Genomic DNA, 22181 nt, shown 5'->3' with positions numbered 1-22181 from the left:
TTTAACTTATTTGCCGACAGCTATGCGGTATTCTGTTGGGGACTGCCCATAGAAGCGCCGGAATTGGCGGGAGAAATAAAGAGCGTCCGGCAGCCCAACCGAGGCAGCGACCTGCTCGATGGACAGCTCCGGCCGTTCACGCAGAAGCTGCCGCGACTTGTCGATCCGCAGCTTGAGCAGATAGGTTACCGGCGACAGGCCGGTTTCCTTTTTGAAAATGCGGGACAAGTAGGCCCGGTTGTAGCCAAGGCTGACGGCCATCTGTTCGATGGACACGGGATGGGCATACTGTGTGGACATATACTGAATCATTTGTTTGACCGTGATCCTGACCTGTGAATCAGGACCGGGCAGCTTGGCCGCTTCCGTCAGATGCTCCCCCGCCTCGGCAAGGATCAGGTACAGATAGCCGATGGACGCGGGATGGGAGCTGGTTTTTCTGCTGAAAAATGCGTGCTGCATGGCGTGAATCCATTGCGGAATCCGGCTGTCTCCAGAAGCCTTGAATATCGGCGCATCAATTCCGAATCCGGCTTCCTCAATAAGACGGCCTGCTTCGTTGCCGGTAAAAGCGAACCACCTGTACCGCCAGGGATCGTCCGTATTGGATGCATAGCTGACCAACTGGCCCGGATGGATCAGAAAGCAGTCTCCGGCGCTCAGGCGATATGTCCGTTGCTCAGTCCGGAAGCGGCCTTGTCCGGATTCCACGAAATGAAGCAGATAATAATCATACAGCTTGGGACCAAGCGCATGTCCCGGCTTCGTCTGGCTTTCCCCGGCGAACAGCACATGAAGCGGGCTGTGCTCGTAATACACCGGATTGGAAGCTACGGAATAAGTATGGGCCGGATGATCCATAACGCCTTCTCCTTTCCAAAAAATAAATCTGGGACTCAGGTTGCGATCATCTCCATTGTACTGTCCAAGGTCACATTTATCCATATGTTCAACACATGGCTGCATTACATCGGGGGAGTTTTTCATTTATACTGTCTACATAAAGAAGGATATTCAAATGCTGCTGCACCGACACGATCGGGTTCCCGGTGGTGCTGAAGCCGCGCATGATGCACGAACTGATTATTGCAGTGGGGTGGATAAAACGTGAATACACATGAACTGACAGAACAATTTAAGCAAAAATACGGGGACAGTGCCCATCCTGTCCGCCTGTTTCAGGCGCCTGGCAGGGTCAACCTGATCGGGGAGCATATCGATTATAACGGCGGATATGTGCTGCCTGCGGCGCTGGAATTCGGAACGACACTGGTGGTACGGGCAAGGGATGACGACGAGCTGCATTTTGCTTCCAGCAATTTTGAATATGAAGCGGTAATACCTGTCAAAGACGCCGGCAAGCAGAAAACAGGCGAGTGGGTGGACTACCCGGTCGGGGTGATCGTTGAGCTGAAGGAAAAAGGTGTTGAGCTCTCCAGCGGGTACGACTTGCTGTTCCACGGCGAAATTCCAAACGGTGCGGGATTGTCTTCTTCAGCATCTATTGAGGTAGTTACAGCTTATACGCTGCTGTCTCTTGAGGGACAGGCAACGGACACGGTTGAAATCGCCCTGCTCTCCCAACGGGCCGAGAACCGTTATGTCGGCGTGAACTGCGGCATTATGGACCAGTTTGCCGTAGCCAACGGCGCCAAGGATCATGCGATCCTGTTGATGTGTGATACGCTGGAATACAAGAAAGTACCGTTTAAAACAGGCAGTTATAAATTGATTATCGGCAATACGAATAAACGCCGGGGGCTGGTGGATTCCGCATATAACGAACGCCGCACCCAATGCGTCGAAGCCCTGAACATTTTGCGCAAGGAGATGCCGTCGCTGGAATATCTGGCACAGCTCACCGAGGAGCAGTTCAAGGCGCTGGAGAACCTGATCGTGGATGAGACGGTCAGAAGACGCGCCCAGCATGTGGTTGAAGAAAACGCTCGTGTGCTGGCCTCGGTGGAGGCTCTGGGCAGCAATGACCTGGTCACATTCGGACAGCTGATGAATGCGTCCCACGATTCCCTGCGGGACCTCTATGAGGTCAGCTGCAAGGAGCTGGATGTGATGGTTGAGGAAGCGCGCCGTATCCCGGGAACGCTCGGGTCACGTATGACGGGCGCCGGCTTCGGCGGCTGTACGGTTTCTCTGGTGAATGAGGGAGATGTGGACGAGTTTGTAAAACAGGTCGGGGAGGCCTACCGAACTCGTACAGGACTTGAAGCCAGCTTTTACGTTTGCGGAGTGGGCGACGGAGTTAATGAACTGAAAGGAGACATGTGACGATGGCGATTTTGGTAACAGGTGGAGCTGGTTATATCGGTTCTCATACAGTGGCGGCCCTGCTGGACAGAGGCGAGGATGTTGTAGTTGTGGATAACCTGCAGACAGGCCATCGCGGCGCGCTGCTTGGCGGCAAGCTGTATGAGGGGGATCTGCGAGACAAAGAGCTGCTGGCCAAGGTATTCAAGGAAAATGAGATTGATGCGGTCATTCACTTTGCGGCAAATTCACTGGTCGGGGAAAGCATGCAGAACCCGGGCAAATACTATGACAACAACGTATTTGGGACGCTGTGCCTGCTTGAAGCGATGAAGGAAGCGGGCGTGTCCAAAATCGTATTCTCTTCCACGGCAGCAACCTACGGCGAGCCCGAGAAGGTGCCGATTGAAGAAGGAGACCGCACAGAGCCAACCAACGTATATGGTGAAACCAAGCTCATGATGGAGCGTATGATGGCCTGGTTTGACAAGGTGCTGGGCATCAAGTATGTGTCTCTCCGTTATTTCAACGCAGCGGGTGCACACGAGAGCGGCAAAATCGGCGAGGATCACCGTCCGGAGAGCCATCTCATTCCGCTCGTGCTGCAGGGGGCACTGAAGCAGCGGCCTCATATCTCGGTGTTTGGGGAAGACTATGAGACCCCAGACGGCACCTGCATCCGTGACTATATTCATGTCAGCGACCTGGCTGATGCCCATCTGCGCGCGGTGGATTACCTGCGCAAGGGCAATAACAGCGATATTTTCAACCTCGGCAACGGCCAGGGCTTTTCAGTCAAACAGGTGATCGAAACGGCGAAACAGGTGACAGGGCTGGATATACCGGTAGTTATGGAGGCGCGGCGTGCCGGTGATCCGGCAGTGCTGGTGGCTTCCTCGGATAAAGCCCGCAGTGTACTGGGCTGGACGCCGAGCCGTACGAAGCTTGAGGACATTATCCGTGGCGCCTGGAACTGGCATCAGTCCCATCCGAGCGGATATGGTGACAACTAGGAAGGAGCTACACCATGACTGACGAAGTGAAGACTTCTGTGTCTGAAGAGCAGTCCGGGCTGCAGGAGGCGGCCCTTCAGGCCATTGAGCGCCTGACCGCTTTTGCGGCTGTCCGCGGATTAATTGAAGAGGCCGATATCGATTACAGCCGCAATCTGCTGCTGGAACGGTTCGGCTTTGATGAGCCCTTTGCAGGGGAGGCAGATGCTGCCGTGCTTGACAGCCCGCAGCCTGCGCTGGATGTTTTGATTGATTATGGCTATGAGATCGGGCTGATTCCTGAGAACACCGATACGTACCGGGATCTGCTGGATGCCAAAATTATGGGTATGCTGATGGCCAGACCGTCGGAGGTGGTGCGGTCATTCCGAGAGAAGACGGCAGAAGGGGGAGTTGAGGCGGCGACCGATTGGTTTTACCGGTTGTCTATAGACTCCAACTACATCCGGATGGATCGTGTCAACAAAAATGTATACTGGAAGCAGACGACTCCATATGGAGAGATGGAAATTACCATCAATCTGTCCAAGCCGGAGAAGAGCCCTGAGGAAATTGCCATGGCGAAGCTGCTGCCGCCGCCTGTATACCCAAAATGCCAGCTCTGCAGGGAAAATGTCGGTTACGCGGGACGGCTGAACCATCCGGCGCGGCAAAACCTGCGCATTATCCCGCTGGATATGAACGGAGAGCCGTGGTTTTTCCAATACTCGCCGTATGTATACTACAACGAGCACTGTATCGTATTCCATCATGATCATGTGCCCATGAAATTGACACGTGATACGCTCAAACGGCTGCTGTCGTTTACTGATTCATTTCCGCATTATTTTATCGGCTCGAATGCGGACCTGCCGATCGTGGGCGGATCGATACTGACCCATGACCATTTTCAGGGAGGGCGCCATACGTTTGCGATCCAAAAAGCGGAAAAAGAGCAGGTGTTCACACATCCTTCCTATCCGGGTGTGCAGGCTGCTGTTGTGAAATGGCCGATGTCGGTGGTGCGCTTTACCTCTGCCGATCCGCAGCAGTTGCTGGAAGCAGGCGATGCTTTATACGAAGCATGGAAACAGTACAGCGATCCTTCTGCAGATGTGCTGGCCTTCACTGAAGCCGACGGGGAACAGGTGCCGCATAATACGGTGACGCCGATTGTGCGCCGCGGGCTGGACGGCAGCTATGAAATGGATCTTGTGCTGCGGAACAACCGGACCAGCGAGCAGCATCCGGAAGGAATATTCCACCCGCATCGGGAGATGCATCATCTGAAAAAAGAAAACATCGGCCTGATCGAGGTAATGGGCCTTGCCATTCTTCCGGGCCGGTTGAAAGAAGAATTGGATGCCATCGCGGATATTTTGGCGAGAAATACGGACCTTGCAAATGCTGAGTCACAGGATGACAATCCGCTGCATAAGCATGCCGTCTGGATCGAGGAATTAATGGGGAAATATGGACGGAATATGGACAAAGAAGAGGCCGTACGCCTGCTGCAAAACGAGGTCGGATTGAAATTCAGCACGATTCTGGAGCATGCCGGGGTGTTCAAAAGAGACGAAGAGGGGCAAGAGGCATTCCGCCGTTTTCTTGCGAGTCTTGGTTATCTTCCGGTCTGACTGCAGAAATATAATAAACGGAAAGCCGCTTTTGCACGGGGACAAGTCCCGTATGCATGCGGTTTTCTTTTTTGCGAAGGGAACAATTTGTTTATCGTTTTCGACAGGAATATAATATTAAATAGGTAGTTCAAAAAGTCATCTTTTGATCACGAAGTAAGTCGGGATGCAGATTCGACATCGAATCTTGAATTCAGCCGGGCCTTCCGGTGCTCACGTACCCCAGGTACGCTCCGCTCCTCAGTCCCTAGCTTCATCCAACCTTCTCGGTGCTGAAAACCTGACTTTTTGAACACGAACTTAAAGTGTGTAGAAGAAAACTAATCAAACTCAAACATAGGAGGCGAGCGTTTCGATGAAAGCATTTGAATTTCGAAATCCGACCCGTTTAATCTTCGGCAGAGGCCAGCTTGAAATGCTCAAACGCGAGGTTCCGAAATACGGTAAACGTGTGCTTCTTGTATATGGAGGCGGCAGCATTAAACGCAGCGGTCTGTATGATCAGGTGATCGGTCTGCTTCGTGAAAGCGATGCGGAAGTAACCGAGCTTCCAGGTGTTGAACCGAACCCGCGCCTGTCCACAGTACATAAAGGTGTGGAGCTGTGCAAGGCAAATCATATCGAGCTGATTTTGGCGGTTGGGGGAGGCAGTGTGATCGACTGTGTCAAGGCGATTGCTGTCGGTGCCAAATATGATGGAGATATGTGGGATTTTGTTGAGCATAAAGCTGTTCCCCAGGATGCGCTTCCGTTCGGCACGGTGCTGACGATGGCCGCGACCGGCTCCGAAATGAACAGCGGATCGGTTATTACAAATGAGGCTACGCAGGAAAAGTTAGGCTGGGGCAGTCCACTTGCCTATCCGGCTTTTTCCATTCTCGACCCAACCTTTACATTCACGCTGCCTAAAGATCAGACGGTATACGGTGTGGTTGATATCATGTCACACGTTCTGGAGCATTATTTCCACCTGGAAACGAATACGCCGGTGCAGCTGGGCTGGTGTGAAACCGTGCTGCGCACCGTGATTGATACAGCGCCAAAGCTTGTAGAGGATCTTGAAAACTACGAGCTGCGCGAGACGATTATGTACTGCGGCACAATGGCGCTGAACGGCTTCCTGAGCATGGGACTCACGGGGGATTGGGCAACCCATAAAATTGAGCATGAGCTTTCCGCTCTATATGATATTCCGCACGGCGGTGGACTTGCGATTATCTTCCCGAACTGGATGAAGCATAACCTGCATGTGAAGCCGGAGCGTTATAAACGGCTTGCGGTCAATGTGTTCAACGTGAATCCGGAAGGCAAGAGCGATGAACAGGTCGGCGAAGAGGGCATTCAGGCGTTGCGTGATTTCTGGACCTCCATTGGCGCACCGAGCCGTCTGGCGGATTATGACATTGGTGATCAGGATATCGAACTGATGGCGGACAAAGCGATGGAGCGTTTCGGTCCTTTTGGCGGCTTCAAGCAGCTGCAGCGCGAGGATCTTGTTGCCATCTATAAGGCCTCCCTGTAGTTTTCAATCCATATCGATGAGCAGTCAGGCTGTTCTCAGTTATTTATTTGCTGAGAGCAGTCTTTTTTTTGTCATTTGAAGATTGCCAAAGCAAGCTATTACCCCGTCCGAGATGGCAATTCAGGAAAATCCTGAAACCTATGTCTGCTTTATACGTATATATTGTTATAGGCCTACACAAGCGGCGGAAGGAGGAAATCGGATGGAAACGGTGTTTTGGTGTTTTTTGATCGGCGGTGTTCTTTTTACTCTAATAACTGTGTTTATTGGTGATGTTCTAGGAGACTGGCTTGAAGCGTCCTTTGAATTTCCCGGATTTGACTGGCTCAAGCCAATCGTTGTAGCCGGAGCGGGTACAGCGTTTGGAGGAGCCGGCATTCTGCTGTCAAAATACACTTCCTTGGGAAGTGGAGCCGTTCTGGCGATATCACTGCTCATCGCTGTCGCGGCTGCCTTGCTGGTATTCTTCGGTTTTGTCATCCCTGCAGCCAATAGCGAAACTTCCACCGGTTTTTCCATGCGGGAACTGGAGGGAAAGATCGGGGAGGTGACCATTCCGGTTCCCGGGAACGGCTACGGCGAGGTTATGATCAAGTTTGGCGCTTCCAATACGATCCATACGGCCTCCAGTTTTGACGGCATGCCGCTTTCAGCAGGTACACGCATTGTGGTGGTTAAGGTGAGCGATGGAGTAGTAAATGTATCCGGGCTGGAGATGTAGTGTGTTAGGCTCTTAATCTACATAAACAGAAAGGGCGGGTTTGCATGGAAGCATGGGATATTTTTCTGATTCCGGGGATTGTAGTTGCGGTTATTGTCGTTCTGGGTATTGCCTTTTGGGCAAGGTACAAGACGGTGGGGCCGGATGAGGCCATGATTGTGACGGGTTCTTTTCTGGGCAATAAAAATATTTCAGAGGATGAGTCCGGTCGGAAAATTAAAATTGTGCGGGGCGGGGGCGCTTTTATATGGCCGATTTTTCAGCAGTCCGAGTTTATTTCCCTGCTGTCCCACAAGCTGGATGTGACTACACCTGAGGTGTACACAGAGCAAGGGGTGCCGGTCATCGCGGACGGAGTTGCCATCATCAAAGTAGGGAGCTCCATTGAAGATGTGGCGACGGCTGCGGAGCAGTTTATCGGCAAACCGCTTGAAGCGCTGAAGGGCGAGGCCCAAGAGGTGCTTGAAGGTCATCTGCGGGCGATCCTCGGTTCCATGACCGTGGAAGAAGTATACCGGAACCGTGATCGTTTCGCCCAGGAGGTGCAGGGAGTTGCGGCCCGTGATCTTAAGAAAATGGGGCTGCAGATCGTCTCTTTTACCATCAAGGACGTTCGTGACAAGCACGGGTATCTGGATGCGCTCGGTAAACCGCGGATTGCGGCGGTCAAGCGGGATGCGGAGATTGCGGAAGCCGAAGCGGTGCGGGATGCCAGGATTCAGAAGGCGCAGGCGGAACAGGAAGGACAAAAGGCTGAACTGTTGCGTGATACCAATATTGCTGAAGCGGAGAAAGAGAAAGAGCTTAAGGTAGCTGCCTTTAAAAAAGAGCAGGACACAGCCAAAGCGGAAGCGGATCAGGCATATCACATACAGGAAGCCCGCGCCAAGCAAACTGCGGTGGAAGAGCAGATGAAGGTAGAGCTTGTGCGTAAGGAACGGGAAATCGACCTGCAGGAAAAAGAGATTCTTGTGCGTGAAAAGCAGTATGATGCTGAAGTGAAGAAAAAAGCGGAGGCAGACCGTTACGCGGTTGAGCAGGCTGCAGAGGCGGATAAAGCCCGCAAAATGCGTGAAGCGGATGCGGTGCAATACTCCATTGAAAAACAGGCCCAGGCAACGGCGGAACAGAAGCGGTTGGAAGGCCAGGCAATGGCAGATGCAGAGTTGGCCAAAGGCTCGGCCGACGCGGAGGTCATCCGTCTGCGCGGGCTTGCTGAGGCAGAGGCGAAGGAAAAGCTGGCGGAAGCCTTCCAGAAGTTCGGCGAGGCAGCCGTTCTCGACATTATCGTCAAAATGCTGCCTGAGCTGGCTGGACGTGTCGCGGCTCCGATTTCCTCCATTGACAAGCTGACGGTGGTCGATACAGGCAAGGGAGAAGGCGCGGCACGTGTTAGCAATTATGTCACCGAGCTGATGTCCACGGCTCCTGAAATGCTGAAAAGTGTATCCGGAATTGATTTGGAAGCGCTGATCCAGGGGTTGACCAAGCCAAAAACGGCACAACCTGTGCCAGTGCCTGCAGCGGGCAGCGAGGCAGCTGCAACGGCCGGCGAATTATCGTCAACCAAGGAATAAGAGCAATAAAGCCGCCCTGCAAACCATAAAAGGTTGCCGCAGGGCGGCTTTATTGGTGTAAAGAGCTTCTATTGACCTCCAGCTTATTATTTGTTACTTTTAGCTGATAGAGGTGGGTATGAAAAAAAGAGGTGCGAATGTGAGCAGCCTACAAGTGTCCAAAGTACTCAATAATAACGTCATCATAGGCATACATCCGGATTACCAGGAAGTTGTCGTCATCGGAAAAGGAATCGGTTTCAACCGCAAATCCAGAGATCAGATTTCATTGTCTGCCGTTGAGAAAATGTTTATCCTGACAAATCAGGATGAGCAGGAGCAGTACAAGCAGCTCATTCCGCAGGTGGATGAGAAGCTGATCGAAATTATCGGCGAAGTCATTCATGATATTGAAGGCCAGGTCAACGCGCCCTTGAACGAGCATATCCATATTGCTTTAACGGATCATATTGCTTTTGCCATGAAGCGCAAAGAGCAGGGGATTACGATTCATAATCCGTTCTTGTATGAGACGAAGGAAATCTACCCTGAGGAATATAAACTGGCTGAATCCGCGGTCCGAAAAATCCATGACAAACTGAACATAGATTTGGGCAATGACGAAATCGGTTTCATCGCGCTCCATATTTACAGCGCTTTGACCAATCAGCATATTTCCCAGGTCAAGGAGCATTCTCGGCTTATTTCGGATCTGGTACAGGTCGTGGAGCAGACGCTTGATTATAAAATCCCTACGGATTCTCTGGATTATTCCCGGCTGTTGACCCATCTGCGATTTGCGCTTGAGCGAATCCGGCGCGGCGAGAAGGTTCTGGAAATGCACAAGCTGGACAAGCTTTTGAATGCGGAGTATCCGGAAATGTATATGCTGGCGTGGAAGTTGACCAAGATTATGGAAAACCGGCTTCATCAGCCCGTCTACCCGGCGGAGGTAAGCTATCTTACGATGCACCTTCAGCGCCTGCAGCAGCGGAAGGACGAAAGCTGAAATTTTTTGTAATGAAAAGGATTGCATTTTTCGACGAGCGGTGCTACAATGACTTTCGTCAATAAGCAAAACAACAATTGAAGATGAAAACGTGTAACTGATTCGATCAGGCATGAGTTGATTAAAGTATGATTGGAGACAGCCTCCAGGGGGAAAGCTACATCCCAAGGTTGTCACCTTTATGCTTTTATTGGCTCATGCCTTTTTGCGTTCTTTTCTGTTGTTGTTTTGAGATGAATAATATTGAAGGATGTGGGTTTCATGTTTAAAAAGCTTTTCGGCGTTTTACAACGTGTCGGTAAAGCTTTGATGCTTCCCGTGGCAATCCTGCCTGCTGCAGGATTGCTGCTGGGGATCGGCAACGCGCTGGTTAACCCGGATTTGGTTCAGTATATGCCTTTCCTTGGCGCCGGCTGGGTTGAATCCGTCGCAACCATCATGATGAATGCCGGTCAAATTGTCTTTGACAACCTGGCACTGCTGTTTGCGGTCGGTGTTGCCGTCGGTTTGGCCAACGGTGAAGGTGTTGCGGGTCTTGCCGCCATCATCGGTTATCTGATCATGAACGTGACGCTGGGTACTGCCGTTGGCGTAACTCCTCAGCTCGCTTCATCCGTAACCGGGTATGCGACAGTGCTGGGTATTCCAACGTTGTCCACTGGTGTCTTCGGCGGCATCATCATCGGTATCCTGGCTGCAGCGATGTACAACCGTTTCTTCAAAATCGAACTTCCGTCTTATCTCGGCTTTTTTGCCGGCAAACGGTTTGTTCCGATTGCGACATCGGTTGGCGCATTGTTCATCGGCTTGCTGCTGGTTGTCATCTGGCCGCCGGTTCAAAGCTTCCTGAACGCGGTGTCCCACTTTATGGTGGACACGAATCCTGTACTGGCAACATTTATTTTCGGTGTGATCGAACGTGCTCTGATTCCTTTCGGATTACACCACATTTTCTATTCTCCGTTCTGGTTTGAGTTCGGTGAATATGTCAACAAAGCAGGTCAGGTCATTCGCGGTGACCAGCACATTTTCATGGCTCAACTGAGAGATGGCGTGCCATTTACTGCAGGCGCATTCCAGGTTGGTAAGTTCCCGTTCATGATGTTCGGACTTCCTGCCGCTGCTTTGGCCATGTACCACGAAGCCAGACCGGAGCACAAGAAATATGTGGCAGGTATTATGGGTTCCGCCGCATTGACTTCGTTCCTGACAGGTATTACGGAGCCGCTTGAGTTCTCCTTCCTGTTCGTAGCTCCGTTGCTGTTCGCAGTGCATACCATTTTTGCAGGTTTGTCCTTCATGACGATGTATCTGCTGAATGTAAAAATCGGGATGACGTTCTCCGGCGGTTTTATCGACTTCCTGATCTTCGGTATTCTGCCGAACCGGACACCATGGTGGTATGTCATTATCGTTGGTCTTGTGCTGGCCGTGATCTACTACTTCGGCTTCCGCTTCATCATTCGCAAGTTCAATCTCAAAACACCTGGACGCGAAGAGCAGGCCGAAGAGAATGAAAATGTTGGCGAAGGAGCAGTTGATGATCTTCCGCACAATATTTTGACGGCATTTGGCGGTCCGTCCAATATCAAGCATCTGGATGCTTGTATTACACGCCTGCGGATTGAAGTCAACGACAAAGCCAATGTTGACAAAAACCGTCTGAAGCAGCTTGGCGCTTCCGGGGTGCTTGAGGTCGGCAACAATGTGCAGGCGATTTTCGGTACACGTTCCGATACGATTAAATCGCAAATGCAGGATATTATGGCAGGCCGCACTCCAGCACCTGCACCGGCAGCCGCTCCTGAGCCTGCAGCTGAAAAAGCGGCCGGTGAAGCAAGGCAAGCCATTATCACCGAGGATATCGTAATGCCAGTAAACGGGGAACTGCTTTCGATTACCGAAGTGCCGGATCCGGTATTCTCCGAGCGTATGACCGGTGACGGATTTGCGGTACTGCCGCATGACGGCAATATTGTTTCTCCGGTGTACGGCAAGGTGTTTAACGTGTTCCCGAGCAAGCATGCGGTGGGCATTATGTCCGATGGTGGGAAGGAAGTTCTGGTGCATATCGGTGTCAATACCGTGAAGCTGAAGGGACAGGGCTTTGAGGTGCTGGTGAACGAGGGAGACCTTGTATCCGCTGGCCAGCCGATTATGAAAGTGGATCTGGAGTATGTGAAAGAAAATGCCAAATCGATCATTTCTGCGATCATTTTCTCCAACCTGCCGCAGGGCGCAGGAGTCACGCTGGACAAGAGCGGAACACTCAAAGCTGGCGAAGATAAAATTATTACGATAAAATAGTAACGATCTGCTTCTATAGTGAACGTTCCGCAGCGGTCCCAGGACCGCGGGAGCGTTCTATGGGCATAAGCGGTTGATGTCATATCAGCAAGCAGCAGATTTACAATAATATATTCAGAAAGTGGGAGAATCATCATGCAAAAAACATTTACAATCACTGACGAAGACGGTATCCATGCACGTCCGGCAACAGCTCTGGTGAACACTGCGACAAAATTCAGCGGTGTAGAATCCTTTGCTGAAGCGAACGGCAAAAAGGTAACTTTGAAATCTATCCTGGGCGTACTGTCCCTGGGTCTGGAAAAAGGCGACACAATCAACATCATCTGTGAAGGCGGCAACGAAGCAGAAGCTCTGCAAGCGCTGGAAGATGTAATGGTTAAAGAAGGGCTGGGCGAAGTAAATGCTTAAAATCTCCGGGATCGCTGCCTCGGCAGGCATCGCTATTGCCAAGGCGTTTATCTTGGAGCATCCTAACTACTCTGTAGAAAAACGCACGGTAACGGATGTCGAAGCGGAAATCGCGAAGCTGGACGCAGCATTGGCGCAGTCGCAATCCGAGCTGGAGAAAATCAAGGAACGGACCCTTCAGGAAATGGGGGAGAAGAAGGCTGAAATTTTTGCTTCCCACCTCCTGATTCTGAACGATCCCGAGCTGATTGATCCGGTTAAGGATAAAATCAGAAACGAACAAGTCAATGCGGAATTTGCATTGGATGAAACAGCATCGCAATTTATTTCCATGTTTGAAAACATGAAGAGCGAATATCTGCAAGAGCGGGCCGCTGATATGCGCGACGTAACGAAGCGTGTGTTGAATCACCTGCTTGGACTGCAGTTCATGAGCCCTGCTGAAATCAGCGAAGAAACGATTGTGCTTGCAGAAGATTTGACACCTTCCGATACAGCGCAATTGAACCGTAAATATGTCAAAGGCTTTGCCACAAATATTGGCGGACGCACATCGCATTCCGCCATTATGGCCCGTTCGCTTGAAATTCCGGCTGTCGTCGGCACGAAGGATGTTCTTTCCCAAGCAAAAAGCGGTGATCTGATTATCGTGGACGGTTTGGATGGAGAGGTGTTCGTGAATCCGAGCGACGAAGTGGTTGCTGAATATCGTCAAAAGCAGCAGGCTTATGATAAGCAGCGCGAAGAATGGCGCAAGCTGCGCGACGAAGCGACTGTTTCGACAGACGGCGTTCACGTCGAGCTGGCTGCCAATATCGGTACACCAAACGACGTTACAGGTGTGCTTGAGAACGGTGGAGAGGGTGTAGGCCTGTATCGTACGGAATTCCTGTACATGGGACGCGACAAGCTTCCTTCGGAAGACGTACAGTACAATGCTTACAAAACGGTTCTGGAGAAAATGGAGGGCAAGCCTGTCGTAGTCCGCACACTGGATATTGGCGGTGACAAGGAGCTTCCTTATCTGGATATGCCGAAGGAAATGAACCCGTTCCTGGGCTTCCGGGCCATTCGTCTCTGCCTGGACCGTCAGGATATCTTCCGGACACAGCTGCGCGCTTTGCTGAGAGCCAGCGTGTACGGCAATCTGCGTATTATGTTCCCTATGATTGCTACGTTGGGTGAATTCCGTGAAGCCAAAGCGATCCTGCTGGAAGAGAAAGCGAAGCTTGCTTCCGAAGGTGTTCAGGTGTCTGAGGAAATTCAGGTGGGCATCATGGTGGAAATTCCATCAACGGCGGTGCTGGCAGACCAATTCGCGAAGGAAGTCGATTTCTTCAGCATTGGCACCAACGACCTGATTCAATATACAATGGCGGCAGACCGCATGAACGAACGGGTATCTTACCTGTATCAACCATACAACCCGGCCATTTTGCGCCTGATCAAAATGGTTATTGACGCAGCTCATGCGAATGGACGTTGGGCTGGCATGTGCGGTGAGATGGCAGGGGACGCTACAGCTATTCCTCTGCTGCTCGGACTGGGACTGGATGAGTTCAGTATGAGCGCAACCTCCATCCTGCCTGCCCGCAGCCAGATCTCCAAGCTGTCCCGCGCGGACATGGAGAAGCTGGCCGCACAAGCATTGGACATGCAGACAGCCGAAGAGGTTGTTGCATTGGTTCAGAGCATTGAAGGGTAAAATCTTTTCCGTTTTTCATAAGGTTTATCTTTTTCCAAAACATACTCATGCTGAGTTTACAGCAGCCGGTATTCCTAAGGGGATACCGGCTTTTTTTAGGGGCGTGCCCGGGATTCGGCGTACCCGGATTCTTCTTACGATCGCTGGGGCGTGCTCGGATTCTTCTTACGATCGCTGGGGCGTGCTCGGATTCTTCTTACGATCGCTGTTATCCCCGGATTTCCTGATTGAAATGGACAGTGGAAGAAATCCGGGGATAAAGGCGAACGCTTCGCTTCTCCAGAAGAATTCCGGGCACTTGGCAGGGTAGTGTCCCTTGAATGCTTCACCTGTTCAAGGTAAGTTTTTTTGTGGGTGGTTTCGGGGATGAAAAAAATAAAACATTACTAGTACTCCCTTATAGAAACAAGGTAACAGAAGGGCTAATCAAGAACAAAAGGATATTTTCTTGGTAATGTAATTTCCTCTAGTACACACCCAAAAAATATGTTGATTTTATCATAGAGAAGGTAATATATTGGGTAATGTACCAAATACATAAGGAGTTTTTGCTAATGCCGCGTTTTTTGGAGGTCAGCGGAAAATGAAAACAACGAAATTATTATCTATGTTCAGCTTAATCATAACGATAATGCTAATGACTTCGCGTATGGCTTATGCATCATTAGATTATCCGGAAATTTATATAAATAATGAAAAACTAGATGTGTTGGCTGGAATCGGAACAGCAGGAGTAACCTATGTACCTTTTAGACCTATCTTTGAAAAATTTAATATGAATGTATCTTGGGACTCAGCTACAAAGACAGTTACCGCAACGAACGGTACTACCACCATTGTTTTAACCCATAATTCTTATTATGCGCTTGTAAACGGAAAGGAAGAGAAATTAGTAGCTCCTCCATTCCTCGATCCTACTGACGGGTTTTTCAATGTCAACTTGCGTTTTATAGCCGAGACATTAGGGGCTAAAGTGACATGGGTGAAAAAGGGAAATGATGCAGCCATATATATTGATGCTCCTAACATTAGTGAGTAGAAAAAGCAATTTGAGTTATGAGCATATCAGTAACTTAAACGACCACCTGCTCAAAGCAGGTGGTCGTTTAAGTTGAGGTTTAGGCAATTGATAATAGGAAATGTTATGTTCAAGTAAAGTGTCTAACAGCAAGTTGTCTCAAAGATTAATTAACTTTTTTTGATCCGCGACGCCTTCAGGTGTATACAAAACGAGGGTAACATCGTCGTATTCGGCTGCATAAAACGGGTTGGAAAAAACATTAATTTCACCTGCAGAGGGATGCTGTATTTTAAAATGGTTATCATCCCGAAAGCACTGGACGTCATGGAGTTCCCAAATCGTTTTGAAATCTTCGTTCACTTCCAAAAGCTGCGTAATAATTTCACGGATGTAGGGATCCTCCATCCGGCGAGCATAAGTGTAGCGAAAAGCTCCGAGCAGCTTTCGAGCCGAGTCTTCCCAGTCCGCATAACGGCCTCGTACGACAGGGTCATTGAACATTAACCATATCAGATTTCCCGAACAGTTTTTCATCTTGTTAGGCTGCAATCCGAATAGTTCAATGGCTGCCTGATTCCAAACTAACAGATTCCACTGACCGTCAATGGTGTAGGCTGGCAGATGCATATATTGATCAACGATGCGTTGAAGCTCAGGATTAGATTTTTGCAGATATGACACATCTAAAACCGATTCTAGAGGAATCTTGCGATCCGCCAGGACGTAGAGATGGATTCTTTCATCACGACTTAACTTTAAAGTACGGGCCAAGCTTTCGATGACACTATCTGATATACGCACATCTCTCCCTTGTTCAAGGGACGTGTACCAAGGCACTGAGATTCCGGACAAAACCGCCACTTCCTCCCGGCGAAGGCCCTTAGTTCTTCTATGAGAATTAGAATTGCTGCTCAGTCCAACTTCTTCTGGTCTGGTCCTGTTGCGACGGTTTTTCAAAAATTCAGCAAGCTCCTTACGCCGTAATTCATCATTCATGAGTCGCATCCCTTTCCAATTATCTATGCTTAATAGATTGTATATGAAGCATATAACGAACGCATTTGTTTTAGCGAATTTTCGTGAGTTAAGTTAAGGTAATAGTTTTTATAGTAGTATAAACACCGTACTAGTTGACCCTTAGTTCGCGCGGTATGATGTTACTGCAATCGAATATCAATCCAATAAATAAGGGGAATAGAAGCATGAATCTACATGGGCATGGAAATCGGATAAACGATTTCGATAAAATTGTTTTTGAACGCAGGTCGATTAAGAAATACGATACTTCTGTTAAGATTAGCCGTGATGAAATGACGGATATATTAACCAAGGCGACCAAGGCTCCCTCGTCCTATAATTTGCAGTCATGGCGTTTCCTAATCCTTGAAAGCGAAGAGGCTAAATCCAAATTGCTGCCTTTGGCCATATTCAATGGGCAACAATACAATGAACAACAGATAGTAACTTCATCTGCTGTAATTGCAATTTTTGGCGATCTGGAGCATGTTGCGAGTGCGCCGGAAGTTTTCAATGCAGAGGTAGAACAGGGGTCAATGACTGAATCTGTGAAAGAATATATCCTTGAGGCTATTGACATTCATTATAGCAATACCCCGGATCATTTTCGTAAAGACGTGGCCTTAACCGATGGCGGACTGGTGGCTATGCAGTTAATGCTGGTTGCACGTTCTTACGGTTATGACACGTGTGCCATGGGTGGGTATGATAAGGAGAACATTGCTGAAACATTTGGATTGGACAAGGAACGTTACGTTTCGGTTATGCTGGTATCCATCGGCAAGGCAGATTCTGATGGCCGCCCTTCAACACGAAAGCCGATTGCCGATGTTGCAGAGTGGAAATAAGTGTTAATTTGATAGGCTGCAGCTAGTCCCGGAGCGTTTTATAACAAAATAGGAGTGTCCTAGGTCAATAGACCTTTAGGACACTCCTTTGCATTGAGAAACGGAGAGTGAACTAACTGCAGGCGCAGTTCAAAACAGGCTTGCGTGCGGCGGTCGTTTCGTCCAGGCGTGTGACCGTTGTGGTGTAAGGGGCGTTCAGCACCAGCTCGGGATTCTCCTCCGCCTCCTTGGCAATGCGGATCATCGTATCGATAAAGCCGTCCAGCGTTTCCTTGCTTTCCGTTTCGGTCGGCTCGATCATGATGCATTCCTCCACATTCAGCGGGAAGTATACGGTTGGCGGATGGTAGCCGAAATCGAGCAGCCGTTTGGCGACGTCCAGGGTGCGAACGCCGTATTTTTTCAGGCCACGGCCTGACATGACAAATTCATGCTTGCAGACACCCGGATACGGAATCTCGTAGTAAGGCGCAAGCCGGTGCATCATATAATTGGCATTCAGCACAGCGTCTTCCGATACGGCACGCAGGCCTTCTGGCCCGTAGGTGCGGATATACGCATAGGCACGGACGAGAATGCCAAAGTTGCCGTAGTATGCTTTGACGCGGCCGATGGAATCGGCCTGCTCTGTATCCCAGCTGTATGTCTCATCCTCGTTTTTGACGACAAGGGGCTTTGGCAGAAACGGAACGAGCAGCTTTTTGACACCGACCGGACCGGCTCCCGGGCCGCCTCCGCCGTGCGGTGTGCTCATCGTTTTGTGCAAATTCAAATGCACGACATCAAAGCCCATGTCTCCCGGACGTGTAATGCCCATGATGGCATTGGAGTTGGCTCCGTCGTAATAAAGCAACCCGCCGGCTTCGTGCACAATCTCCGCGATCTCCGTGATCTGCTCTTCGAACAGCCCCAGGGTGTTGGGGTTGGTCAGCATGAGAGCAGCAGTGTCGCTGCCAACGGCGGCGCGCAGGGCATCCAGGTCCACAAGACCCTTGCTGGTCGAAGGGATCGTGACACTCTCAAAGCCCGCAACCGTAGCGCTCGCCGGATTGGTTCCGTGCGAGGAATCAGGCACAATTACTTTGGTGCGGTGTTCGCCGCGGCTTTCATGATAAGCGCGGATCATCATCAGGCCGGTCCACTCTCCGTGGGCTCCGGCAGCAGGCTGCAGTGTGACGGCATCCATGCCCGTAAGGCCTGCCAAATCGTTTTGCAGTGTGTACAGCAGCTCAAGTGCGCCCTGAATGCTTTCTTCCGGCTGATAAGGATGGATTTTCGCAAAGCCGGAATAACGCGCAACGTCTTCGTTAACTTTCGGATTGTATTTCATTGTACAGGAGCCAAGCGGATAAAAGCCGTTATCCACGCCGAAGTTGCGGCGGGACAGCTCCGTGTAATGACGGATGACGTCAACCTCGTAGACTTCCGGCAGTACGGCAGGCTCGCTGCGCAGCAGCTCGGATGGAATAAGTTCGTCAGCAGGACGGCGGGGCACATCGCATTCGGGCAGAGAAAATGCGATACGGCCGGGACGGCTTAGTTCAAAAATCAGCGGCATATCATGTTCGGATTGAGTCATAACAATTCCTCCAGCACCGATGCGAATTGGTCAATCTCTTCTTTGGTTCTTTGCTCCGTTACGGCAATCAGCATATGATTTTTGTATTCTTCGTAGTCTCTTTCGAGATCATAACCGCCGATAAAACCGGCGTCCAGCAGACGTGATTGCAGGGAAGGCATATCTGTATTCTCCGGCAGGACGAGCACGAACTCATTAAAGGTCGGGGAAGTGAACGCAGCGTTCACTTCCGGCAGGGATGTGAGACGTTCAAGGGCGTACCGGCTTTTATGCAGATTCAGTTCGGCTACCTCTTTCATGCCGCTTCTGCCCATGACGGACATATACACGGACGCAGAGAGGGCAAGCAGCGCCTGATTGGAGCAGATGTTTGATGTCGCTTTTTCGCGGCGGATATGCTGCTCGCGTGCCTGCAGGGTAAGAACAAATCCCCGCTTGCCGTTGCGGTCCTTCGTTTGGCCGACGATTCTTCCCGGAATGCGGCGCATATGCTCCTGTGATACGGCAAAGTAACCGCAGGTCGGCCCACCGAGCGAAGAAGAGATGCCGAGCGGCTGCGCGTCGCCTACCACGATATCAGCTCCCAGCTTGCCTGGCGCTTCTAGCAGCCCGAGTGAGAGCGGATTGGAGCTGACCACTAGCAGCCCTTTTTGGGCATGAATCAGGTCGGCCATTGGACGGAGATTCTCAATGGAGCCGAAGAAGTTAGGATTTTGCACCAACACGGCGGCGGTATCCTCCGTTACCGCTGCTGCGAGCGCCTCGGGATCGGTGACGCCATTTTTGCAACCTACCTCAACAATCTCCAGGTTGAGGCCGTGCGCGTAAGTGTTCAGCACCTGCCGGGCTTCAGGATGAACGGCGCGGGATACGACAAGGCGCTTGCGCCGTGTGGCGGCTGCCGCCAGATTGCCGGCTTCGGCCAGCGCGGTGGCTCCGTCATACATACTGGCATTGGCTACCGCCATGCCGGTAAGCTCGCATATATAGGATTGGAATTCAAAAATAGCCTGCAGCTCTCCCTGGCTTACTTCCGGCTGATAAGGGGTGTATGCCGTATAAAATTCCGAGCGGGAAATGACATGATTAATCACGGACGGAATATGGTGATCATAGATGCCTGCGCCCAGAAAGCTGGCGTGGGTCTCGCTGCTGGCATTGCTGCCGGCTAGCGCCGACATATGGCGGGTCAGGGCCCGTTCATCCAGTCTTGAAGAAACGGGCAGCTCGCCCCGGAAACGAATTTTTTCGGGAATATCCTTGAACAGGTCCTCAATGCTGTCGGCGCCGACTGTATGAAGCATCTCGGCGCGATCTTGCTTGGTCATCGGTAAGTATCTGTGCTGATTCATTGGCTGCGCTCCTCTCAATATCCGTTATGTTCCGGTTATCTCTATTTCGTTCGTTTGTAGAACGGTGCCTTAATAACCTCTGCTTTGAGGCGTTTGCCCCGGATTTCTACCTCAACCTGCGTGCCAAGCTGGGCAAAATGGCTGTCAATCAGCGCAAGCCCCAGATTCCGCTTCAGGGTAGGGGACTGCGTTCCTGTCGTCACTTCGCCAATCTGCTCCGACTCCGCGAATACCGGATAATGTGAACGCGGAATGCCGCGGTCCAGCATTTCCAGGCCAACGAGCTTGCGTGGAGTCCCTTGCTCCTTCTGTGCAAGCAGTGCTTCATGACCGATAAACGGCCCTTTATCCAGCTTGACGAAAAAGCCCAGGCCCGCCTCCAGCGGGGAAATGGTCGCAGACAGCTCCTGGCCGTACAGCGGCAGTTTCGCTTCGAAGCGCAGCGTGTCCCGTGCACCCAGACCGGCGGGCACCAGCCCGTGGGTTTCCCCTGCTTTCATCAGCCCCTGCCAAATCAGCGGGGCATCCTCGGTACGGCAGTAGATCTCGAAGCCGTCTTCTCCTGTGTATCCAGTGCGGGATATGAGTGCTGACGCCCCGAACAAATTGGCATGCTCAACAAAACGGAAGGAGCCGAGTGAAGTGACATCGCTGTCTACGGTGCCGGTAAGGATGTCTACTGCTGCAGGACCCTGAAGGGCAAGCAGCGCAGTTTGATCTGATACATTTTCCATTTGCACATCGGCCGGTTTATGCTGCTGCAGCCATTCCCAATCCTTCTCGATATTCGAGGCATTCACGACGAGCATGTAGGAATCGCGGCCGCGTTTGTAGACAAGCAGGTCGTCCACGACACCTCCATCCGGGTAACACATCAGCGTGTACTGGGCCTGGCCGTCTTCCAGCCTGGATACGTCGTTAGTGGTTACATGCTGCAGAAAGCTTACCGCTTCAGCGCCTGTTACGTTGAACTCTCCCATATGGGAGACATCGAACAGTCCGGCCCGTTCTCGTACGGCTTCGTGCTCCTTTTGGATGCCGCTAAACTGGACAGGCAGCTCCCAGCCGCCAAAATCAATGCAGCGCACGCCGGGATACCCGGCATACAGCGGGTACAGTGGTGTTCTTTTCAATGCGGTCAACACAATTCACCTCGCAAAAGAGTTGGCACAGCTTATGGAAAAGCAAAGAAGGACAGGCCAAAGAAGGGGGACATGGCTTTCCAGCCATTCCATTCTTCAGCTCTGTCCTTGATACCTGAGAGTTGCCCTGCTTGGTTACAGGTTTCCCCTTGGGTGACCCGCTGCTGCGGATTCTCTCCAGAGTTGCGTCCGGTAAAGGTCCTTTTGCCTGAGAGATTCACCGCTTGCCGGCTTACTCCTTCGGCGTTACCTGCTGATTCCGCGGATACAAGGCAAGCACGGGGCTGGCTTCACACTTCACACTGCCAATCCGCCCGGTCCTGTTCAGACGCGCCTTGGCGCATCATTTTCCCGGAATATCGGTAATCTCTCCCTATACGTTCATCCGCTATTCAATCTATAACCATTAATACGCGATCACCGGACATATGTCAATAAATTTGTCATATTTTAAGACGGATAACAAAATGTAAGCCATTACCCTTCCTTTAGTGCTTTAATCCGGAAAAAAAGAAGTGGTTTTTTGTAAGCAATATTGACATTTAAATCTTGCTTGGCTTAATCTTACGTTGAAAAAGAGAAAGCGAAAGAACAGCTTAGGGGAACATCAAAGTGTTTTATGGCCGAAAATTCCAGTGGAAATGGAGCGGTATACATGAGCGAAGTTAAAGAAAACTATTTGTACAGTGAAGAGCATGAATGGGTGAAAATTACGGAAGAAGGAACCTTGCTGGTCGGCATCTCCGATTTTGCGCAGCATCAGCTTGGCGACATTGTGTTTGTCGAGCTGCCCGAGGAAGGCGGAACTCTGGAAGCTGGCGCAAGCGTGGGTACAATCGAATCTGTCAAAACGGTGTCCGATCTGTATGCTCCAGTAAGCGGTACGGTGATTAAAGTGAACGGGTCGCTGCAGGATTCGCCTGAGCTGGTCAACAGTTCGCCGTACGAGGATGGCTGGATGCTTGAAATCCAGGTGGATGGCGACATTAATGATGCAGTAAGCAAACTGCTGAGTGCAGAAGCGTATAGCCGGCTTGTGGAAGAGGCTTAATGAAGCATTCACTCTAAAATAGGATATTTGTCCTATTTGCTACGTT

At 50.9% G+C, this 22181-nt stretch carries 19 protein-coding genes and 2 riboswitches; of the genes, 14 read left to right on the top strand and 5 right to left on the bottom strand.

All coding sequences use genetic code 11. The features are described from left to right. Positions 1-6: 6 nt before the first annotated feature. Entirely contained in the window at positions 7-861 is an 855-nt protein-coding gene (locus ACI1P2_RS14200; protein WP_355320519.1) for an AraC family transcriptional regulator, read from the bottom strand. A gap of 246 nt (positions 862-1107) precedes the next feature. On the opposite strand from ACI1P2_RS14200, the gene ACI1P2_RS14195 reads away from it, so the two are divergent. The 12 genes from ACI1P2_RS14195 to ACI1P2_RS14140 all read left to right on the top strand — a co-directional run bounded on the left by ACI1P2_RS14195 (position 1108) and on the right by ACI1P2_RS14140 (position 15164). After that, the gene (locus tag ACI1P2_RS14195; RefSeq protein ID WP_355320518.1) at positions 1108-2286 is read left to right on the top strand and encodes a galactokinase; all 1179 of its coding nucleotides are present in this window, start codon (positions 1108-1110) and stop codon (positions 2284-2286) included. 2 nt (positions 2287-2288) lie between these two features. Then, positions 2289-3278, top strand: a complete 990-nt coding sequence (gene galE / locus ACI1P2_RS14190; RefSeq protein WP_355320517.1) for a UDP-glucose 4-epimerase GalE — start codon at positions 2289-2291, stop codon at positions 3276-3278. 14 nt (positions 3279-3292) lie between these two features. Next, positions 3293-4894 carry a UDP-glucose--hexose-1-phosphate uridylyltransferase gene (locus ACI1P2_RS14185; RefSeq protein WP_355320516.1) on the top strand — a complete coding sequence of 534 codons (1602 nt, stop codon included), beginning with the start codon at positions 3293-3295 and terminating at the stop codon, positions 4892-4894. A 355-nt stretch (positions 4895-5249) separates the two neighbouring features. Next, positions 5250-6416: an iron-containing alcohol dehydrogenase gene (locus ACI1P2_RS14180; RefSeq protein ID WP_355320515.1), complete on the top strand. Its 1167-nt coding sequence runs from the start codon at positions 5250-5252 to the stop codon at positions 6414-6416. A 202-nt stretch (positions 6417-6618) separates the two neighbouring features. Then, a complete protein-coding gene (locus tag ACI1P2_RS14175) occupies positions 6619-7137 on the top strand; it encodes a protease (protein WP_355320514.1) in 519 nt (172 codons plus the stop codon). A 44-nt stretch (positions 7138-7181) separates the two neighbouring features. Then, on the top strand, positions 7182-8714 hold the full coding sequence (locus tag ACI1P2_RS14170; RefSeq protein WP_355320513.1) for a flotillin family protein: 1533 nt from the start codon (positions 7182-7184) through the stop codon (positions 8712-8714). A gap of 139 nt (positions 8715-8853) precedes the next feature. After that, positions 8854-9702, top strand: coding sequence for a glucose PTS transporter transcription antiterminator GlcT (glcT, locus tag ACI1P2_RS14165; RefSeq protein WP_355320512.1), 849 nt, complete (start codon positions 8854-8856; stop codon positions 9700-9702). Positions 9703-9963: 261 nt separating this feature from the next. Next, on the top strand, positions 9964-12009 hold the full coding sequence (gene ptsG / locus ACI1P2_RS14160; protein ID WP_355320511.1) for a glucose-specific PTS transporter subunit IIBC: 2046 nt from the start codon (positions 9964-9966) through the stop codon (positions 12007-12009). A gap of 135 nt (positions 12010-12144) precedes the next feature. Then, on the top strand, positions 12145-12420 hold the full coding sequence (locus ACI1P2_RS14155) for an HPr family phosphocarrier protein (RefSeq protein ID WP_355320510.1): 276 nt from the start codon (positions 12145-12147) through the stop codon (positions 12418-12420). After that, a complete protein-coding gene (gene ptsP, locus ACI1P2_RS14150; protein WP_355320509.1) occupies positions 12413-14125 on the top strand; it encodes a phosphoenolpyruvate--protein phosphotransferase in 1713 nt (570 codons plus the stop codon). Before ACI1P2_RS14155 ends, ptsP begins: the two co-directional genes overlap by 8 nt. Beyond that, the gene (locus ACI1P2_RS14145; RefSeq protein WP_355320508.1) at positions 14115-14435 is read left to right on the top strand and encodes a hypothetical protein; all 321 of its coding nucleotides are present in this window, start codon (positions 14115-14117) and stop codon (positions 14433-14435) included. The genes ptsP and ACI1P2_RS14145 overlap by 11 nt, the downstream gene beginning before the upstream one ends. 273 nt (positions 14436-14708) lie before the next feature. Next, the gene (locus ACI1P2_RS14140) at positions 14709-15164 is read left to right on the top strand and encodes a copper amine oxidase N-terminal domain-containing protein (protein WP_355320507.1); all 456 of its coding nucleotides are present in this window, start codon (positions 14709-14711) and stop codon (positions 15162-15164) included. Positions 15165-15302: 138 nt separating this feature from the next. On the opposite strand, the gene ACI1P2_RS14135 is transcribed toward ACI1P2_RS14140, so the two are convergent. After that, on the bottom strand, positions 15303-16142 hold the full coding sequence (locus tag ACI1P2_RS14135; RefSeq protein WP_355320506.1) for a helix-turn-helix transcriptional regulator: 840 nt from the start codon (positions 16140-16142) through the stop codon (positions 15303-15305). Between the two features lie 206 nt (positions 16143-16348). Between ACI1P2_RS14135 and ACI1P2_RS14130 the strand changes: the two genes are divergently transcribed. Further along, the gene (locus tag ACI1P2_RS14130) at positions 16349-17011 is read left to right on the top strand and encodes a nitroreductase family protein (RefSeq protein ID WP_355320505.1); all 663 of its coding nucleotides are present in this window, start codon (positions 16349-16351) and stop codon (positions 17009-17011) included. 112 nt (positions 17012-17123) lie between these two features. Here the strand turns inward: ACI1P2_RS14130 and gcvPB are convergent, their stop codons facing one another. Genes gcvPB through gcvT form a run of 3 tightly spaced genes read right to left on the bottom strand, consistent with a single transcriptional unit; the run spans position 17124 to position 21084 of the window. Beyond that, complete coding sequence (gene gcvPB / locus ACI1P2_RS14125; protein ID WP_355320504.1) at positions 17124-18590, bottom strand: aminomethyl-transferring glycine dehydrogenase subunit GcvPB; 1467 nt, start codon at positions 18588-18590, stop codon at positions 17124-17126. Further along, positions 18587-19942, bottom strand: coding sequence for an aminomethyl-transferring glycine dehydrogenase subunit GcvPA (gcvPA, locus tag ACI1P2_RS14120; RefSeq protein ID WP_355320503.1), 1356 nt, complete (start codon positions 19940-19942; stop codon positions 18587-18589). The genes gcvPB and gcvPA overlap by 4 nt, the downstream gene beginning before the upstream one ends. Before the next feature lie 41 nt (positions 19943-19983). After that, positions 19984-21084 (bottom strand): glycine cleavage system aminomethyltransferase GcvT, encoded by a 1101-nt coding sequence (gene gcvT, locus ACI1P2_RS14115; RefSeq protein WP_355320502.1) that lies wholly within the window; start codon positions 21082-21084, stop codon positions 19984-19986. A 92-nt stretch (positions 21085-21176) separates the two neighbouring features. Continuing rightward, positions 21177-21270: riboswitch (glycine riboswitch) on the bottom strand. 13 nt (positions 21271-21283) lie between these two features. Then, positions 21284-21362, bottom strand: a riboswitch (glycine riboswitch). Positions 21363-21739: 377 nt separating this feature from the next. Between gcvT and gcvH the strand changes: the two genes are divergently transcribed. Beyond that, a complete protein-coding gene (gene gcvH / locus ACI1P2_RS14110; RefSeq protein ID WP_355320501.1) occupies positions 21740-22135 on the top strand; it encodes a glycine cleavage system protein GcvH in 396 nt (131 codons plus the stop codon). The last annotated feature ends 46 nt before the right edge of the window (positions 22136-22181 follow it).

Origin of the sequence: Paenibacillus jiangxiensis, assembly GCF_046098255.1 — a bacterium.
Classification (GTDB): domain Bacteria; phylum Bacillota; class Bacilli; order Paenibacillales; family Paenibacillaceae; genus Paenibacillus; species Paenibacillus jiagnxiensis.
This window is presented reverse-complemented; position numbering and strand designations above follow the sequence as displayed.

What these genes read in the sequence shown, in the direction of transcription:
- ACI1P2_RS14130 (WP_355320505.1), top strand. Translation starts at nt 16,349, where the DNA reads ATGAATCTACATGGGCATGGAAATCGGATAAACGATTTCGATAAAATT.
- gcvPA (WP_355320503.1), bottom strand. Translation starts at nt 19,942, where the DNA reads ATGAATCAGCACAGATACTTACCGATGACCAAGCAAGATCGCGCCGAG.
- ACI1P2_RS14170 (WP_355320513.1), top strand. Translation starts at nt 7,182, where the DNA reads ATGGAAGCATGGGATATTTTTCTGATTCCGGGGATTGTAGTTGCGGTT.
- ACI1P2_RS14180 (WP_355320515.1), top strand. Translation starts at nt 5,250, where the DNA reads ATGAAAGCATTTGAATTTCGAAATCCGACCCGTTTAATCTTCGGCAGA.
- galE (WP_355320517.1), top strand. Translation starts at nt 2,289, where the DNA reads ATGGCGATTTTGGTAACAGGTGGAGCTGGTTATATCGGTTCTCATACA.
- ACI1P2_RS14200 (WP_355320519.1), bottom strand. Translation starts at nt 861, where the DNA reads ATGGATCATCCGGCCCATACTTATTCCGTAGCTTCCAATCCGGTGTAT.
- ACI1P2_RS14135 (WP_355320506.1), bottom strand. Translation starts at nt 16,142, where the DNA reads ATGAATGATGAATTACGGCGTAAGGAGCTTGCTGAATTTTTGAAAAAC.
- ACI1P2_RS14155 (WP_355320510.1), top strand. Translation starts at nt 12,145, where the DNA reads ATGCAAAAAACATTTACAATCACTGACGAAGACGGTATCCATGCACGT.
- ACI1P2_RS14140 (WP_355320507.1), top strand. Translation starts at nt 14,709, where the DNA reads ATGAAAACAACGAAATTATTATCTATGTTCAGCTTAATCATAACGATA.
- ACI1P2_RS14175 (WP_355320514.1), top strand. Translation starts at nt 6,619, where the DNA reads ATGGAAACGGTGTTTTGGTGTTTTTTGATCGGCGGTGTTCTTTTTACT.
- gcvPB (WP_355320504.1), bottom strand. Translation starts at nt 18,590, where the DNA reads ATGACTCAATCCGAACATGATATGCCGCTGATTTTTGAACTAAGCCGT.
- ACI1P2_RS14185 (WP_355320516.1), top strand. Translation starts at nt 3,293, where the DNA reads ATGACTGACGAAGTGAAGACTTCTGTGTCTGAAGAGCAGTCCGGGCTG.
- ptsG (WP_355320511.1), top strand. Translation starts at nt 9,964, where the DNA reads ATGTTTAAAAAGCTTTTCGGCGTTTTACAACGTGTCGGTAAAGCTTTG.
- ptsP (WP_355320509.1), top strand. Translation starts at nt 12,413, where the DNA reads ATGCTTAAAATCTCCGGGATCGCTGCCTCGGCAGGCATCGCTATTGCC.
- gcvH (WP_355320501.1), top strand. Translation starts at nt 21,740, where the DNA reads ATGAGCGAAGTTAAAGAAAACTATTTGTACAGTGAAGAGCATGAATGG.